The following is a 15,795-nucleotide window of genomic DNA, read 5'->3' as shown; positions in this document are numbered from 1 at the left end:
CGGGCCCCGGCAATCGCGGCAACGACACAAGCGGCGGCTGCTGAGCGAGCGACTGGAAAAACGGATGGTGTTGGCAGCGACGCCCGTGATCAGCGAATTCCTGGCTTCGAACTCAGGTGGTTTGGATGACATCGATGGCGATTCGAGCGATTGGATCGAGATCTATAACCCAACCAGCCAGGCCATCGATCTGGGCGGTTGGTCGTTAACCGATGACGCAACTGACCTGACCCAGTGGAGCTTTCCCGCGACGCCGCTGGCACCAAGTGAATCGCTGGTCGTGTTTGCATCGGGCAAAGACCTGGCCGTTTCCGGACAGCAACTGCATACGAATTTCAAACTTTCCAGCGATGGCGAATACCTGGCGCTAGTGGATTCGTCGGGCGTTGTGGCCAGTGAGTTTGCGCCACAGTATCCCAGCCAAAGCTCGAATGTTTCATACGGGTTTGAATACGTTGCCGAGCCCCTGGTCGGACTGCAGTCTGCCGTCGCGGTCTCGGTGCCCACCGATGCATCGCTCGGTGACAGTTGGCAACAAGTTGGTTTTAATGACAGCGGCTGGATCGACGCGACCAACGGCGTCGGATTTGGTATCGTCCAGCCAGGGTTTGACATCCGCTATGTCAAAGCAAAATCGTTTGAAACCTTCGATGGATCCGTGACTTCGCTGGCGATCGCCGAATCGGTCCTCGCCAACCCGGATTATCAATCGATTTCAGTGACCGAGCGTTCCAGCGTGATCAATCTGTTGGGCACCGGTGCTGGCGGAAATTACGGCAATGATTTGGCGTTTCCGACACAATCGGTCGGTGACGACATCAATCATTTTGTGATCGAGGCGACGGCCACGATCGATGTCCCCAGCGCGGGCCAGTGGTCCTTTGGCGTCAATAGCGACGACGGCTTTGGTTTGGTTCTGTCGCGCGGCGGTGTTGACTACGCGTCCTCATTCCCCGGCACACGCGGCGCCCAGAACACGATCGAAACATTCGATCTGCCTGCTGCCGGCGAGTATGACGTGCGGTTAGTGATGTTTGAGGCCGCCGGCGGAGCGGGGGTCGAGTTCTTTGCCGCGCCGGGCAACGAAGCGTCGTTTTCATCAGCCTTTGATTTAGTGGGCGACACCGCCGCCGGTGGCTTAACCGCGTTCACACCCTACGTGGCGGGTCAGAACCCGCTGGTCAACACCGATATCGAATCGGAAATGGCGACGGTGAATTCATCGGCGTACCTGCGATTTCCGTTCCAGGTCGCTGACGCCGCGACGGTCGAATCGTTGACGCTACAGATCCGTCACGACGACGGCTTTGTGGCGTATTTGAACGGCGTTGAAATCGCCCGCCGCAATGCCCCGGCCTCGGTCGGATTCGATGCGGCCGCAACCGCCTCGCGCGATCCGAGTGACGTTTTGCAAGTGGTCGAAATCCCTCTCGATGCCACCGCCATCGCGGCGATCCAGGACGGCGACAATCTGTTGGCGATCCAGGGACTCAATGCCTCCGCTGCCGACGACAGCTTTCTGATTTCAGCCGAACTGCTGAACACACGATTGGTCAGTCCCACACCGACCTACTTTTCAACACCCACACCTGGCCAGCTGAATCAAGATCCGGTGCTAGGCGTGTTGCAGCGGGTGACCGCAGACCTGCCAGCCGGCTTCTACGATACAGCCCAAAGCGTCACGTTGAACTCCAGCGACACTGTTGCTCAGATCGTCTACACGACCGATGGCAGCCAGCCCAGTGAGACCAACGGAATCGTTTACAGCGGGCCGATAGCAATCACCGGGACGACCACGCTGCGGGCGATTGCTGTCGCCGATGACTATGTGTCACTACCCAGTATCACCCGTACGTATTTGTTCTTGGACGATGTGCTGAACCAATCCAACAACGGCGATGCACCGCCCGGTTGGCCGGCGAGTTGGGGACAAAATGCGGTGGACTATGGAATCGACCCCGACGTGATTTCGGCCGAGGGAGCCGAGCAGGTCAAGGCAGCGCTTTTGGCGGCGCCGACACTGTCATTAACGACCGACTTGGAAAACTTGTTTGACCCTGTCATCGGAATCTATGCCAATGCCCAACAGGACGGCCGCGACTGGGAACGTCCGACATCGGCCGAGTGGCTCAATCCCGATGGCAGTGAAGGATTCCAAGTCAACGCCGGACTGCGAATTCGCGGTGGCTACAGTCGCCGCAGCGCCAACGCCAAACACTCGTTCAAGTTGTTCTTCCGTGGCTCTTATGGTGATTCGTCATTGGACTATCCGGTGCATGGGGATACCGGCGTGTCGGAGTTTCAAAAACTGGACTTGCGAACCCCGCAAAACTATTCATGGAGTGGCAGTGGGGATGCCAGCAACAATTTTATTGCCGAGGTCTTGGCCAGACAGAACCAGCGTGACCTGGGACAGCCCTACACCCGCAGCACCTGGATCCACCTGTATCTGAACGGCCAATACTGGGGACTGTACCAAACCCAGGAACGCGCCGACGCGAACTATGCGGAGTCTTATTTTGGCGGCCAGGCGGGCGACTATGACGTCTTGAAACCGGAGCGGGGTGATTATCGCAACATCGCAACCGATGGTAATTTCGACGCCTACGAACAACTTTGGTCGCAAGCGAACGCGCGTGCCGCTGATGGGGTGACGCCGGCTTTTGTTGACGATGCCGCCTACCTACAAGCCCAAGGCAAAAACCCCGACGGCAGCGACAATCTGAATTACCCGGTGCTGTTGGATGTCGACAACCTGATCACGTACATGATCGAAACGCTCCGTGGTGGCAACCTGGATGCACCGATTTCAAATTTTCTGGGGAACGATCAACCCAACAACTACTTTGCCATCCGCGATCGCACCGGACGGGAGGGATTTCGATTCTTTCAACACGATGCCGAACACACGATGCGGAACGTGAACGAAAATCGCAACGGCCCATGGAACGCAGCGAACTACGAGATCGGAGTCGATTTTTTCAACCCGCAATGGTTGCATCAACAATTGATGGCCAACGAAGAATATCGCATTCGTTTTGCCGACACCGTTCAATCAGCATTCTTTAATGACGGACCGCTGAGTACCGCGGCACTGATCCAGAAGGTGAATGATGAAGCGGCCAAGATTGAGACGGCTGTGATCGCCGAATCGGCTCGCTGGGGTGATGCCAGACGTGGTGAAAATTCACCGCGCGGCCAAGCTGACTTTTTAAACGCCATCGCAGGCCTGAAAAACAACTATTTGCCCAATCGAAATCAGATTCTGCTGGACCAGTTCCGCAACACCACGCTGGTCTTGAAAGACACTGCCGGTGACTACAACGTGGTGGTTCCGGCGCCGTTGTTTCCCAACATCGATGCGCCATCGTTTTTGATTGATGGGTCACAACAGCATGGCGGCCAAATCACAGACACCAGTTCCCTGCGATTCGATTCGCCTGATGGGCTGGTCTACTACACCATCGATGGCAGCGATCCACGCGACGTCGGTGGCGGCATCCAATCTAGTGCGCTGGTCTATGATCCCCAGCAGGTGGACCAGTTGCTGGTTCAATCGGGAGCAGAATGGAATTATCTGGATGACGGCAGCCAGCCGCCGTCCAACTGGATTTCCGCGGCGTTCGATGACACCGCCTGGGCCAGCGGTCCCGCAGAGCTCGGGTACGGCGATGGTGATGAAGCGACGGTGATTTCGTTCGGCAGCGATTCATCTAATAAACACCTCACCAGTTATTTCCGACACGAGTTTAACGCCGACCTGACCGCGGGGTCGCTGGTGTCGGCGACGCTGCGGGTACGGCGTGACGATGGGGTGGCGGTGTATTTGAACGGAGTCGAAATCGTTCGCGACAACCTGCCCAGCGGTCCATTGTCGTCGACCACACTGGCGAGCTCGGTGGTCGGGGGTGCCAGCGAAAGTCAATGGTTCGAATTCGCAATCGACCCCGCGCTGATGCTGCAAGGGACCAATGTCATCGCCGCCGAAGTGCATCAGATTTCTGCCAATAGCAGTGATTTAACATTTGATGCCGAAGTGTTGCTCAGCACTCAATCGGCGGCATCGATCCCACTGACCGACACCACCCAGGTCACTGCGCGAACCTTGGACGCCGGTGGGCAATGGTCGGCAAAGAATCAGGCCTTGTTCCAAATCCTGAATGTACCCGCGTCGCCGGCGAACTTGCGATTGTCGGAGATCAACTATGATCCCGCGCTCGATGGTGACGCGGAATACCTAGAACTTCGCAACATCACGTCCGGCAGTTCGGCGGTCACCATCGATCTGGACGGGGTCACCATCACCGATGGTCCCAGCGCGCCGTTCACGATTCCGCTGGGAACCAAACTAGGACCGGGCGAATCAGCCCTGTTGGTGCACGACCAGGTGATCTTCACCAGCACCTATCCTGGCGTCGACCCCAGTCGGATCGTCGGCCAGTACGAAGGGAAACTCTCCAACAGTGGCGAACGTATTCGAGTGGTCGACGCCAGCGGCAATGAAATTGCTGATGTCACCTACGATGTTGATGACCCTTGGCCACAATGGGCCGATGGCGTTGGAGGTTCATTGGTGTTGGTCGATCCGGCACTGGTACCGGTTGCCGAAACAGGCAAGCCCTATCACTACATCGGTAGCGTTGAGTTTGGTGGTTCGCCCGGCGCGGTAGGCCAATCGCCATTTGGAATCGTTGTCAACGAAGTCCTGGCGCATACCGACGAACCATTGTCCGATGCGATCGAGTTGTACAACCCCACCGACCAGCCACTCGGGATCGGCGGTTGGTTCCTCAGCGACGACGGCAGCGAACCGGAAAAGTACAAGATTCCAGCCGGGACAACGATCGCAGCGGGCGAATACATTGTGTTCGACGAATCGGACTTTAACCCGTCCTCGGCTAACGGAAACAGTTTGGTGCCGTTCGCGCTCAGCGCTGCAAAAGGTGATTCGGTGTGGTTGTTTTCCGGCAGCGGCGGCAGTGCGACCGGTTTGGAGGATCAGGTCCAATTTGATGCGACTTTCAACGGTGTGTCTGTCGGTCGCATTGTTGGTTCCGGGGGCCGACTGGTTCCGCTGGCGAACCGTTCGCTGGGGTTGATCAACGGCACGTTCAAAACCGCTCCGGTCGTGATTTCAGAAATCCAGTACCATCCGACCGATCCGACGGCAGATGAATTGCTGAATGACCCAACGCTGACCGCTCAAGATTTCGAGTTCATCGAGATCCAGAATGCGGCCGGGAGCGTGATGGATTTAACGCAGTGGCGACTGCGCGGCGAAAGTGATTTTGATTTTGCCGACGGGGAAACGTTGGCCGTTGGCGAAGCTCTGGTCGTCGTTTCGTTTGATCCCGTCGACGCTGCCAATGCGACTAAATTAACCGCGTTTCGTGACCGCTATGGAATCGGTGCTGGGGTCCGGTTGGTCGGTCCATTCAGCGGTTCCCTCAACAACAGTCATGGAATCGTCAAGTTGCAAGATCACGATGATCCACCGACCGATGACCCGACAGTGACGCCGCGGGTCACCGTGGACGAAGTGTTCTATGATGACCTCGCACCCTGGCCGGTCGCAGCCGATGGCCAAGGCCCGTCATTGCAGCGGATCGCAGCAAGCACCCTGGGGAATTACCACGACAGCTGGGTTGCCGAGACACCCACACCCGGCGGCATCCCGCTGCGACCCGTCGTCGAATCGGTCCAGGTCAACAACGCCCTGCCCGGTCGTTCATCGGTCACACAAATCACGGTCAACTTTGATCAACAGGTCGATGTGTCCGCTGACTCATTTGTTGTGCAAGATCGTGACTCCGGTGACAGCGTTGGCAATCTGCAGGTATCCAGCCAGATCATCGGCGGCAAGACAGTCGCCCAGATTACGTTTGGTAGCAGCCCACTGGTGATCAGTCGTCCGGTCGGTGGCAATTCACTGGTCGATGGTGCGTATCAATTGACCGTCGTCGCCGCCAAAGTGACGTCCAGCGATTCCGGAACCGTGATGGCATTTGACCATTCCTTTGGTGATTCCGAAGCCGATCAGTTCTTTCGCCTATTCGGGGATCACGACGGGGACCGTGATGTCGACGGTCAAGATCTCGGACAATTCGGATTGGCCTTTCTAAGCCATTCGGCGGATGCCAATTACGACGGCGATCTCGATTATGACGGCGACGGTGATATCGATAGCCAGGACTATGGCCAATTCAGTCGTCGGTATTTACGCCGGTTGAATCATAATGCGTAGCCGACCTCTTCTCTTCTAATTCGTTGTTGTGAATTGCCGTGAATCGCTTCTCGAAACTACTTTGCTGCGTTGCCATCGTCGGCCCGATCATGCTGTCCAGTCACGCCCCGGCCCACGCCGATACCGTGATCGGATTTTGGGATTTCAATGACGGATATGTGGAAGCGGATGAATCACCACAGATTATCCACACGGCTTCGCAAGGCAGCGGAATCCTGTACCAGCAACGCGCCGACACCGATGGCAACGGCAAAGACGGCGTCGTTTTCACAGACGCAGCGCTCGGTATCAACGCAGCGGATGGGCAAGCAATGGCTTGGGATGACGTCGCCAAATCAGGCGACAATGATGCCGAATGGTTCGTCGAATTTTCGACCCTGGGATTTCAAACCATCCAGGTCCGTTTTGACATCCGGGGCAATGGAGATCCGGTGGAGGAAATCATGTCGTATGACCTGAAGTATGACACCAACGCACTGGTTGATGTCACGAATCCGGGTGACGTCGTGGGCACCATCAAAGATTTCGCCGGCGGCCTGTCGACCGACCTGCTGAACAATCAAACGCTTGCATTGGTCGATGGATCGTTCGTGACACAAACCATTGATTTGAGCGCTGTCACGGCGTTGAACAATCAAACCACCGTTGCACTTCGATTTGACGATTTTTCGAGGAACGATGCAAACGGTGCGATGCGGATCGACAACTTCATGATCACCGGCGTCACGGCGATCCCCGAACCGGGCTCGGCCGGATTGCTAGGTTTGATCGGCGGCGCGTGCGTGATCTGCCAGCGTCGCCGCAAATGATTTGCCGAGGCGTTTAGTTGCCTGTTTGACCCAGTGCTTCGCGGATAAACGCAGGGCGATCGGTCGTGATCGATGCGGCACCACGCTGGCCGAACTCACGCGCGAGAGCGGCATCATTGATCGTCCACACGTGCACTTCACTGCCGGCCGACTGAACCGCTGTGATGAATTCTTCGGTGACAACGGCACGTTCACCTTTGCTGCCCAGTCCGCTGGCTCCGGTCAGCTTCAGCGTCTTTATGACATCGGTCTGACTCGGGCTCCAACGTCCGGTCAGGTTATTTAGCTTATACGACGTCAACCAGTTGGATTTGTATTGCGGCATTTGTTGCCGAGTCTGACGGATCACTTCCTGGTTAAAACAAATGATCACGATCTGTTGATCGGACAGACCTGAATCGGCAAGTTGCTGTTTCAAGACGGGCACAATTTCGGGGCCACATTTGATCTCGACAAAAAATGTTTTGCCCTCCGGGATCGTCGCGATGACCTCGGCAAGTGTGGGGATTTTTTCACCTTGATAACGCTTGTCCTTCCAACTGCCGACGTCCAGGTTTCGCAATTCGGCCAAGGTCGATGTGGCGATGGATAGTTCGGGTTGCTCCGGAGCAACGCGTTTGCTGGTCTTGTCATGGATGCAGACGATTTCGTTATCCGCCGTCAAATAAAAGTCGCCTTCGACACCGTCGGCTTGTTGCTGCCAAGCCAATTGGAACGCGGCGACGGTGTTTTCTGGTGCATCGAAGGACGCGCCGCGGTGGGCAATGATTTGCTGTGCTTGCACGGTCGAGCCGATCAACAGAATGGACGTCAATACAACGAGGGGAAATCGCATGGAGGTTCTTCGCAGTGAATTGTACAGGTGGGAAGGGGAATGCAGATCGGCCGGCCCGTGCTAAACGGCTCGGGCCAAACGACTCGACTATCGTTAGCCGGTGGGAAGCGGCACTCTAGTTGACTCGGCGGACGGTTCCAACAGTGTCAACGTTTCGACGTTCGAAGGGTGTGCCGCGAAGAAACCCAAGCTCTTGAATGTGTTGTGAAATGGCCGTTTTGCATCAGATACTGGTTTTTTAATAGCCCGACGCGCCTATTTTGAAGCTGCGTTTTCTAATGCCCAGCGGGCGACACAATAATGCAACGCTTCGTGAAACCATGTGCCGCCCCTCCGGGCTAGGAAAAAAATCTCCCGTATTTCCCGGCGGCTCACACCGCCGGCACTTTGTGTATCGTCCTCTGGGCTGGCGAACGCGCAACTTAACAACCGCACGGCTTTCCCGCGGCGGGAGATTGTGTCGGGGCACCCAGATTGTTTCAACGCAGGTCGTTATCGATTACGCTTTCATCACACATTTTTCACAGAAAACCCCACCAACGCGTTGACCCAATCCCTCTCTATTCGCGTCCCGCTCGTTCTGTTGGCGGTGCTGTTACTGATCGTCTCGGGATGCCGGCGGCCGGATGCGGCGTCGCAGAGCGCTGCCACATCAAGTGCAACGGCATCGAAAGGTCAAACGCCAGCAGCGACGACGAAGACCGGATCGCTACAGGACGTGAACACGCTGGCACGAGCCGGTCATTTAGTGGCCGCAGAGCAACTGGTCAGCCAACTGACGCGGTCCGATCCGGATGATGGACAGACTTGGGAAACCGCCGCAGACGTTGCCGTTGCCCGAGGCCAGCGCGACGAAGCCATCCGCCGCTATCAGACCGCCGTCGGCTTGTCCGACCCTCCAGCCACCAAGTTGTTGGACAAACTGGCACGGCAATGGCTGGCGGTGGGGAAACCGTTTCAGGCGGTCGACACACTGCAACAAATGGTGCGAATCGACCCGGACGATGAAACAACACGTCGCGATTTGGCCGGACTGCTTGCCTCGCTAGGACTAGAACGCCGCGCCGCCGAACACCTGCAGTACTTGATTCAACGCGGTCAGGCCGGGGCCAAGGAATTGATCATTCTGACCGATTTGACTCGTCCACAAACGGATGTTGCGATCTGTGAGTTCGCGCTAGCGGAGAATCCATCGGATCTACGGCCGCTGTATGCGCTGGCCCGAGTCGCTGCCTATGAAGGCCGCTGGGACGAAGCGATCAACGATTTGCGACGAGTGTGGAAATCACACCCGGACTTCCTCGAATCATCCGCCTATTACGGTCGAGCGATCGTTGAAGTGAATGCGGGGGATCGCCAGGCAGATCCTGCGCTGGCGGACAGTGAATTGGCCGCCTGGTTTGATACCGTTCCCGCAGCCGTTCGCTCGCAGCCACAGTATTGGATGGCGCTGGGCATTTGGGCCAATAGCGGCGATGATCCTGCGGCAGCCACCCGAGCGTTTTGGCAGGCCGCTCAGTTGGACCAGAACAATGGCGAGGCACTGCTGCGGTTGTCGACAGGATTGGCCCAGTTGGACCGAGCCCAAGCATCGCAATCAGCCGCCGGTCGCGCGGCGCTGATCGCAGGCATGCGTGACGACGTCGAATCGTTCTTCTTCTGGCGCAACCATTCCCAGCGTGCGGCCGTCAAGATTGCCAAATCGATGCAAAAGCTTGGCCGGCTTTGGGAGGCCGCCTCGTGGGCGCGGATCGCTGTGATGATGACGCAGGATCCCGATGATTCAGCGCTCACCGTGTTCCAAGACATCCGCAAACAACTCAACGGTCGCACCCCATGGCAGTTGTCTGACCACCGCGTGACCGATGGCATTGACATCGATGACCTGCCAGAAATCGTTTCCTTGGACCGTGACACCATCAACGGTGACACACCCGCGAACGCCTCTGCCGGGATCCGATTTGCCGACCAGGCTGCCGAGCGGGGACTTGATCATGTTTGCAAAATTGCCGCTCCGGCCGAGGGTGAATCCGGATTGTGGATCTATCAGTCGGGGGCCGGCGGAGCCGGCGTGATCGATTTTGATTTAGACGGCTGGCCAGATCTGTACCTCAGCCAATGTGACGGCAGTCCCCAACAAACCGATTCATCGACCAATCGCCTGTTTCGAAATCTTGGCGGACAATTTCACGACTGCACCGATCCGGCAAATGCGTTGGATGATGGATACACCCAAGGCATCGCAGTCGGTGATATCAATAGCGATGGGTTGCCAGACATCTACATTGGCAACTTTGGTCGCAACCAATTGTTGCAAAACAATGGTGACGGCACCTTTCGTGAGATCATGCTGGGATCGACGCCGCAACCGGCCGATTGGACGACTTCGGTTGGGATCGCAGACCTAGACGCGGACGGTTTGGCGGATCTGTTTGATGTGCAATATGTCGGCGGCGACGATGTGCTGACGCGAAAGTGTTTTGCTGACAACCAATCGACGCATCGCTCATGTGGTCCACTCGTTTTTCCCGCCGCTGCAGATCGTGTTTGGCAAGGCCGACCCGACGGCAGCTTTGTCGACCAAAGCACAGCTTGGTTGGGCGGCGGAGCATCCCAGCCAGAAGCTGGGCGTGGGTTGGGGTTGGTGATCGGCAACTTTGATCAGCGCCGGGGGTTGGACGTCTATGTGTCCAATGACATGTCAGCCAATCATTACTGGTCCACCGATCAGCAGTCCGATTCGTTTCAGTTGGTTGAACAGGCCGCCGCCCGCGGTGTCGCGTTGGACCAGCGTTCGCTGTCGCAGGCCTCCATGGGAATCGCAGCCGACGACGCAGATGGCGATGGCGACGTGGATTTTTATGTGACGCACTTCACCGACGAATACAACACCCTGTACGCTCAAATCGCAGACGGGATTTGGGCCGATCGCACCCAGGCCGTCGGCTTGGCCGCACCCACACTCTCGATGCTCGGTTACGGAACGCAGTGGATTGATGCCAATGGCGACGGGACACTGGAATTGGTGGTTGCCAATGGCAATGTGGACGATTTTTCAACCAGCGGTCATGCCTACCGTATGCCAATGCAACTGTTTCGTCGCCAGCCAGACCGGCGGTATGCGCCGGTCCCCGCGGAAACACTGGGCGCGGCTTTTCAAACACCGCGACTCGGTCGAGCCCTGGTCACGCTCGATGCCGATCGAGATCGCCGTTTGGATGTCTTGGTCACGCATCTGTTTGATCCGGTGTCGCTACTGATCAATCAAACACCCGCAGCACCGAGCAAGCAAACCGTGACGGCCGAATTAGTTGGCACAACGGTGCACCGCGACGCGATCGGTGCCACCGTTTCACTGGAATTTGGCAACCACACGGTCACCAAACAGCTCATCGCCGGTGATGGATTCCAGTGCAGCAAACAACGACGTCTGTGGTTTGCCGTCGACCCCTCCGCTGGCCCCATTCGAGCCATCGTTCGCTGGGGCGATGGCAGTGAACAGGTATTCGAGGGCATCGAGCCGGGGAACGACTATTTATTCGTACAGGGTGTGCAAAGGCTAAGTTTTCGTTAATATCGGTCGCCGATTGTAGAAATGTTCGTTTTTGCAATTTTTGTCGGCACACCCCATCGAGACGGGATTTAGTATCCAGAATGACTGATCCGCGAAGGATATCATGCTGGATTCTCTTCCAACTCTTTGTGGTTTCGTGTTGCTCAGTTTTTTCCTGTGGGAGGGGCAATTGTTCCCCCAGTCTTATTTGGCTTGGCAACTAGTCGTTTGTTTCTAGTCTTTTCGATGATTTGAGGTCGTTATGAAAGCTTATTTCACTTTGTTCTCGCTGACGTTTTGCTTGGCACTTGCCAGCGGTTGCGGTCCCAGCGACACCGTCACGGTTTCGCCCGTTGATGACAGCGTGGTTCACACCGAAGCGGAAATGGAAGAGATGGCCGCGCAAAACGCTGCGGACATGCACAGTCAGTGATTCTTGTTGATCGACGTCAGTTGATCACATTCATTTTGGGGCAACTACAGAGACCTGTGGTTGCGTTTTTTTTTGGTTTTTTAGCATCGGAATAATCTTATGAATCAAAGTCCTATCAACCGGCGGGGCGGGTTTACACTCGTCGAATTGCTGGTTGTGATTGCCATCATTGGCATTCTGGTCGGCTTGTTGTTGCCGGCCGTCCAGGCGGCGCGCGAAGCAGCGCGGCGAATGAGTTGCAGCAACAACTTCAAGCAACTTGGGTTGGCGATCCACAACTATCACTCGGCGTACAAGCAGATGCCGGTGCAAAGTGGTGGAACGAACCCGAACCCCGGCAATCGCCATTTGCTGAGCTACATGGTGGGCTTGACCCCCTTCGTGGAACAGCAAGGGCTTTGGGAACAAATTGCCAATCCCCGCGCTGTCAATCACAACGGATCGGATCGGACTCCTCCTTTCCCCCCGATGGGTCCGGTGCCATGGGACCGCAACTACACCCCTTGGCTGACTCAACTGGGAACCTTCCGTTGCCCCAGCGACCCTAATGTTGCGCCGGCCAATTTCGAAGCGTTCACCAACTATGCGGCTTCGATCGGTGACGGGATCGCCAGTAACAACCACTCCTGTAGAGACCAGTGGGGCGCCGACTTGGGTTGGTGCACGCCACGTCGCGGTTCTTACAACCGAGGTTTTTTTGAATCTCGGCGCGTGACCAAATTCCGTGACATCTTGGACGGACTGAGCAACACGATCGCTTGTGGCGAAATCGTGGTGGACAATAACTTCAAAGAAGTCAACGCAACGGTCGTCAATCGTGGCAACGATGCTTCGTTCTTCGTCACACCAGTCGATTGCAAGGACACAATCGATCCGTTGCGACCACAGTTTCACGTGGCGGGGACAAACACCAACAACTGGAGCACGTCGCAGTGCAAGGGAATGCGCTGGTGCGATGGACGCCCGGTATTATCCAGCGTCACGATCATCATGCCGCCCAACGGCGTGAGCTGTGCCTATGCTGGTGACGGGTCCGACGGCATGTTCACCGTTGGCAGTCGCCACCAGGGTGGCGCGCACGTGTTGATGGGCGACGGCGCCGTTCGATTCATTACTGATTCGATCGAAGCCGGCGACAACACTGCCAACTCTCCGGCCTGGCCTGTGAACTCCTCCACCACGCCTCCGGGCGCCGAAAGCCCCTACGGTCTTTGGGGCGCACTGGGTAGCCGGGCTGCCCGCGAGACCCAAGGTTTGACCGATTAGGTTATTGCAGCATCTGCTGCCGACAGCCTGAATTTTTTAACGCAGCGGGTCAACCGAATGGTTGGCCCGCTGTTTTTTCTCATCCGGTGTCGTCACACGGCGCGAAACGACTCGGATCTTATTGTGAAATCGCGCCTGACCACTGCAACATTTGTTTCTCCAGGTCTTGCGGATAGGAGATTTTGACGTCGGTGATTGTCCCCTGGTCGTCGGTCACCGGGGTCAGCTGCGGTTGGACAAAACCGGTGTAGGCCGGTTGGTCCAAATCGGCATAGCGTCGCATCACTTCGTCACGCAGCGCGACGTTGATGTCGATCGCATAGTCGGTCATCAATCGCTCCGCGGCCGCCCGGTCGCCTTCCGATTTGATTCGCTGGACTTCGGCTAACAATTCGCCCACCCCCTCGTGCCAGCGTGCCGCGTCGGTGACCCGGAAATAGGTTTTTCCGTCGCGAATCTCCACCTTGATCGCGTCCGTGTGAGACGCCAACCAGCCGACGATCATTTGCCGGTTCCGCATGTGATCCTCCTCGATCGTGGCACCTGTTTTGATCCGTCGCAATTGAGTCATGGCATTGCGTGTGTAGGCTTCGTAGGCTGCCAATTGCAAGTCTTCTAAATCGGTTTCGTTGTCGACCAGACCGAGTTCGATCAGTTTCGGATTGCCGATGAAATACAACGCGACCAAGTCGGCGCGACCTTCTTCCAGGGCGCTGTAGTATTCCTTGATCGAGACGGCGGGATCGACTCCCTCGTTGACCTGGCCACTGGCGTGCCCGATGACCTCGTGCATATTGACCTCCAATGCCAATGCTGTCGATTTCCATTTGTCGGCACGTTTGAATTCTGCGTCGTCGAAACAAAATTCCGCGCGGGCCGCCGGCGTGCTCGCTTTTTCGTAGGCTTCCATCACGTTGCTTAGCGAAACCGATTTGCTGCCGTAGCGTTGACGAATTTGTGGATCATTGGGCAGATTGATTCCGATCGGGGTGACCGGTCCGGCGTCGCCGGTTTCCATGACCACCTGAATCGCTTTGGCGGAAATCCCGGTCACGGATGCTTTTCGAAACGCTTTGTCGTAGGGCATGTGATCTTCGAACCACTGCGCATTGTCAGCAAACTTTCGAATCATTTCCATTTTGATCGGGTCGTCTAGATAGACCGCTGATTCCCACGAACCCTTGATGCCGCGGGCATCCATGTAGACTTCAATGAATCCGTTGATCGTATCAACCGGACTGTCTTTATCAGCAACCCAGGCAATGTTGTAGCCGTAAAAATCGGTCGCTTCCCCGGTGCGGTAGTAGTGGATCAGAGCCCCCAGCGCCCGGGCCATCTCAGGGGTCGCGAATTCGATCGCAGCGTCCAAGTGTTCGACGATTTTGGCAATCGGTCGAGCGTACATCCCAGCTGGTACCAATGCATCCAATCCGCTGCGATAGACGTTTTCGACCAGTTCACCGTCGGCGTTTTTCACCAATTGCGAATTCAACGGATACCGTTCTTGGAATCCCTGCAGGTCTTCGCTGGTCACATCAACGTACAGGTTGTTGGCGCTGGCGGTCAGAATATCGACTCCCTCACCCGGTGATTTTTGCGTGACATGGGTTTCGAAATCCGGATCGAAAAAGACCGGCTGCAACGTTTTGAGAAGTTCCTGCAGATCGTCTCCCGACGCCGGCATCGACGCGCCAGCAGCGACCGCACTGGACACCGCAGCCTCAAGAGCCTTGGGCGTGCAGTCGAGTAAGTTCTTCTGTGCCGTCAGTGAACTGTAGGGTCCGTTATTGACCCAGAACAATTTCATGTAGTGGCGAATCGCGGACAGCGTCTGCGGATCCACCTGGTCGCCATGCGTCAAAATTGCTTCCATCAGGCCACGGATTTTCAGTGAGTACCGGTAGCGTTGATCGATGTAGATATCGCGACCGGCAATCGCAGCCTGGGACAGGTGGTAAATCAGCGTTTTATCATTGAGCGACAGTTTCTCGAAACCGTCCACATACAATTGCACGATGGCAACATCGTCGATTCGTTCCAGCAAATACTTACGTGCATCCGAGTCGGCTTCCTGGGCACCGACGGATTGAAAGATCAAACCCACCGCAATGAGTGGGCAAAGTAAACTGAGACGCATTACAAATCACCTGGACGATTGGTAGAGACGGAAACGAAGCCGATGCAGGCCTGCATTCTAGAGGCTTTTGCGACAGGCATTGGTTTGTGGGAAACGCGTTTTGAAGTTGTGCTCAACTGCCTTTCCAATTCAAGTGGTTCGGAAAGTTGCCCCTCTAAACGCTTCACTCTCCCGCGGGGGGGCGTCAAGAGTATTACTGACGTTTGCATCAAGGAAAACAATCCAGTGAATGACATCGCTCCGCGATTGAAAGCTGGCGGGAAATACGCGTGATTGAGTCGCGGAGCGACAGCCTGGTGGTGTCAGCCCCAGGTGTTGATTGTCAAAGAACATCAACGAGCCCCGGAGGGGCGGGAGAGAATGTCGTCGCTCCGCGACTGCGCGGTATGTCGTCGCTAGATCCAGGGGTTTCACCCCTGGCTAGCGAATGACATCGCTCCGCGATTGAAAGCTGGCGGGGAACACGCGTGATTGAGTCGCGGAGCGACGGGAGTGGGTAGCCTGGTGGCGTCAGCCCA

At 56.4% G+C, this 15,795-nt stretch carries 7 protein-coding genes; 5 read left to right on the top strand and 2 right to left on the bottom strand.

What is annotated here, in order from left to right; all coding sequences use genetic code 11:
- Positions 1-70: 70 nt before the first annotated feature.
- Positions 71-6,244, top strand: a complete 6,174-nt coding sequence (locus NHH03_RS23060) for a lamin tail domain-containing protein (protein ID WP_253160116.1) — start codon at positions 71-73, stop codon at positions 6,242-6,244.
- Between the two features lie 38 nt (positions 6,245-6,282).
- The gene (locus NHH03_RS28280; RefSeq protein ID WP_253160114.1) at positions 6,283-7,053 is read left to right on the top strand and encodes a PEP-CTERM sorting domain-containing protein; all 771 of its coding nucleotides are present in this window, start codon (positions 6,283-6,285) and stop codon (positions 7,051-7,053) included.
- A 13-nt stretch (positions 7,054-7,066) separates the two neighbouring features.
- Here the strand turns inward: NHH03_RS28280 and NHH03_RS23050 are convergent, their stop codons facing one another.
- A complete protein-coding gene (locus tag NHH03_RS23050; RefSeq protein ID WP_253160112.1) occupies positions 7,067-7,888 on the bottom strand; it encodes a glycerophosphodiester phosphodiesterase in 822 nt (273 codons plus the stop codon).
- Between the two features lie 544 nt (positions 7,889-8,432).
- On the opposite strand from NHH03_RS23050, the gene NHH03_RS23045 reads away from it, so the two are divergent.
- The 3 genes from NHH03_RS23045 to NHH03_RS23035 all read left to right on the top strand — a co-directional run bounded on the left by NHH03_RS23045 (position 8,433) and on the right by NHH03_RS23035 (position 13,140).
- Positions 8,433-11,462, top strand: coding sequence for an FG-GAP-like repeat-containing protein (locus tag NHH03_RS23045; protein ID WP_253160110.1), 3,030 nt, complete (start codon positions 8,433-8,435; stop codon positions 11,460-11,462).
- Between the two features lie 241 nt (positions 11,463-11,703).
- Positions 11,704-11,874, top strand: coding sequence for a hypothetical protein (locus tag NHH03_RS23040; protein ID WP_253160108.1), 171 nt, complete (start codon positions 11,704-11,706; stop codon positions 11,872-11,874).
- A 99-nt stretch (positions 11,875-11,973) separates the two neighbouring features.
- Positions 11,974-13,140, top strand: coding sequence for a DUF1559 domain-containing protein (locus tag NHH03_RS23035; protein ID WP_253160106.1), 1,167 nt, complete (start codon positions 11,974-11,976; stop codon positions 13,138-13,140).
- Positions 13,141-13,258: 118 nt separating this feature from the next.
- On the opposite strand, the gene NHH03_RS23030 is transcribed toward NHH03_RS23035, so the two are convergent.
- Positions 13,259-15,277, bottom strand: a complete 2,019-nt coding sequence (locus NHH03_RS23030) for a dipeptidyl peptidase 3 (protein WP_253160104.1) — start codon at positions 15,275-15,277, stop codon at positions 13,259-13,261.
- Positions 15,278-15,795: the final 518 nt, after the last annotated feature.

The organism is Stieleria tagensis (assembly GCF_024129865.1).
Taxonomy (GTDB): Bacteria; Planctomycetota; Planctomycetia; order Pirellulales; family Pirellulaceae; genus Stieleria; species Stieleria tagensis.
This window is presented reverse-complemented; position numbering and strand designations above follow the sequence as displayed.

Bases quoted from the DNA above. Each gene is read 5' to 3' on its own strand.
- NHH03_RS23030 (WP_253160104.1), bottom strand. From the start codon at position 15,277: ATGCGTCTCAGTTTACTTTGCCCACTCATTGCGGTGGGTTTGATCTTT.
- NHH03_RS23040 (WP_253160108.1), top strand. From the start codon at position 11,704: ATGAAAGCTTATTTCACTTTGTTCTCGCTGACGTTTTGCTTGGCACTT.
- NHH03_RS23035 (WP_253160106.1), top strand. From the start codon at position 11,974: ATGAATCAAAGTCCTATCAACCGGCGGGGCGGGTTTACACTCGTCGAA.
- NHH03_RS23050 (WP_253160112.1), bottom strand. From the start codon at position 7,888: ATGCGATTTCCCCTCGTTGTATTGACGTCCATTCTGTTGATCGGCTCG.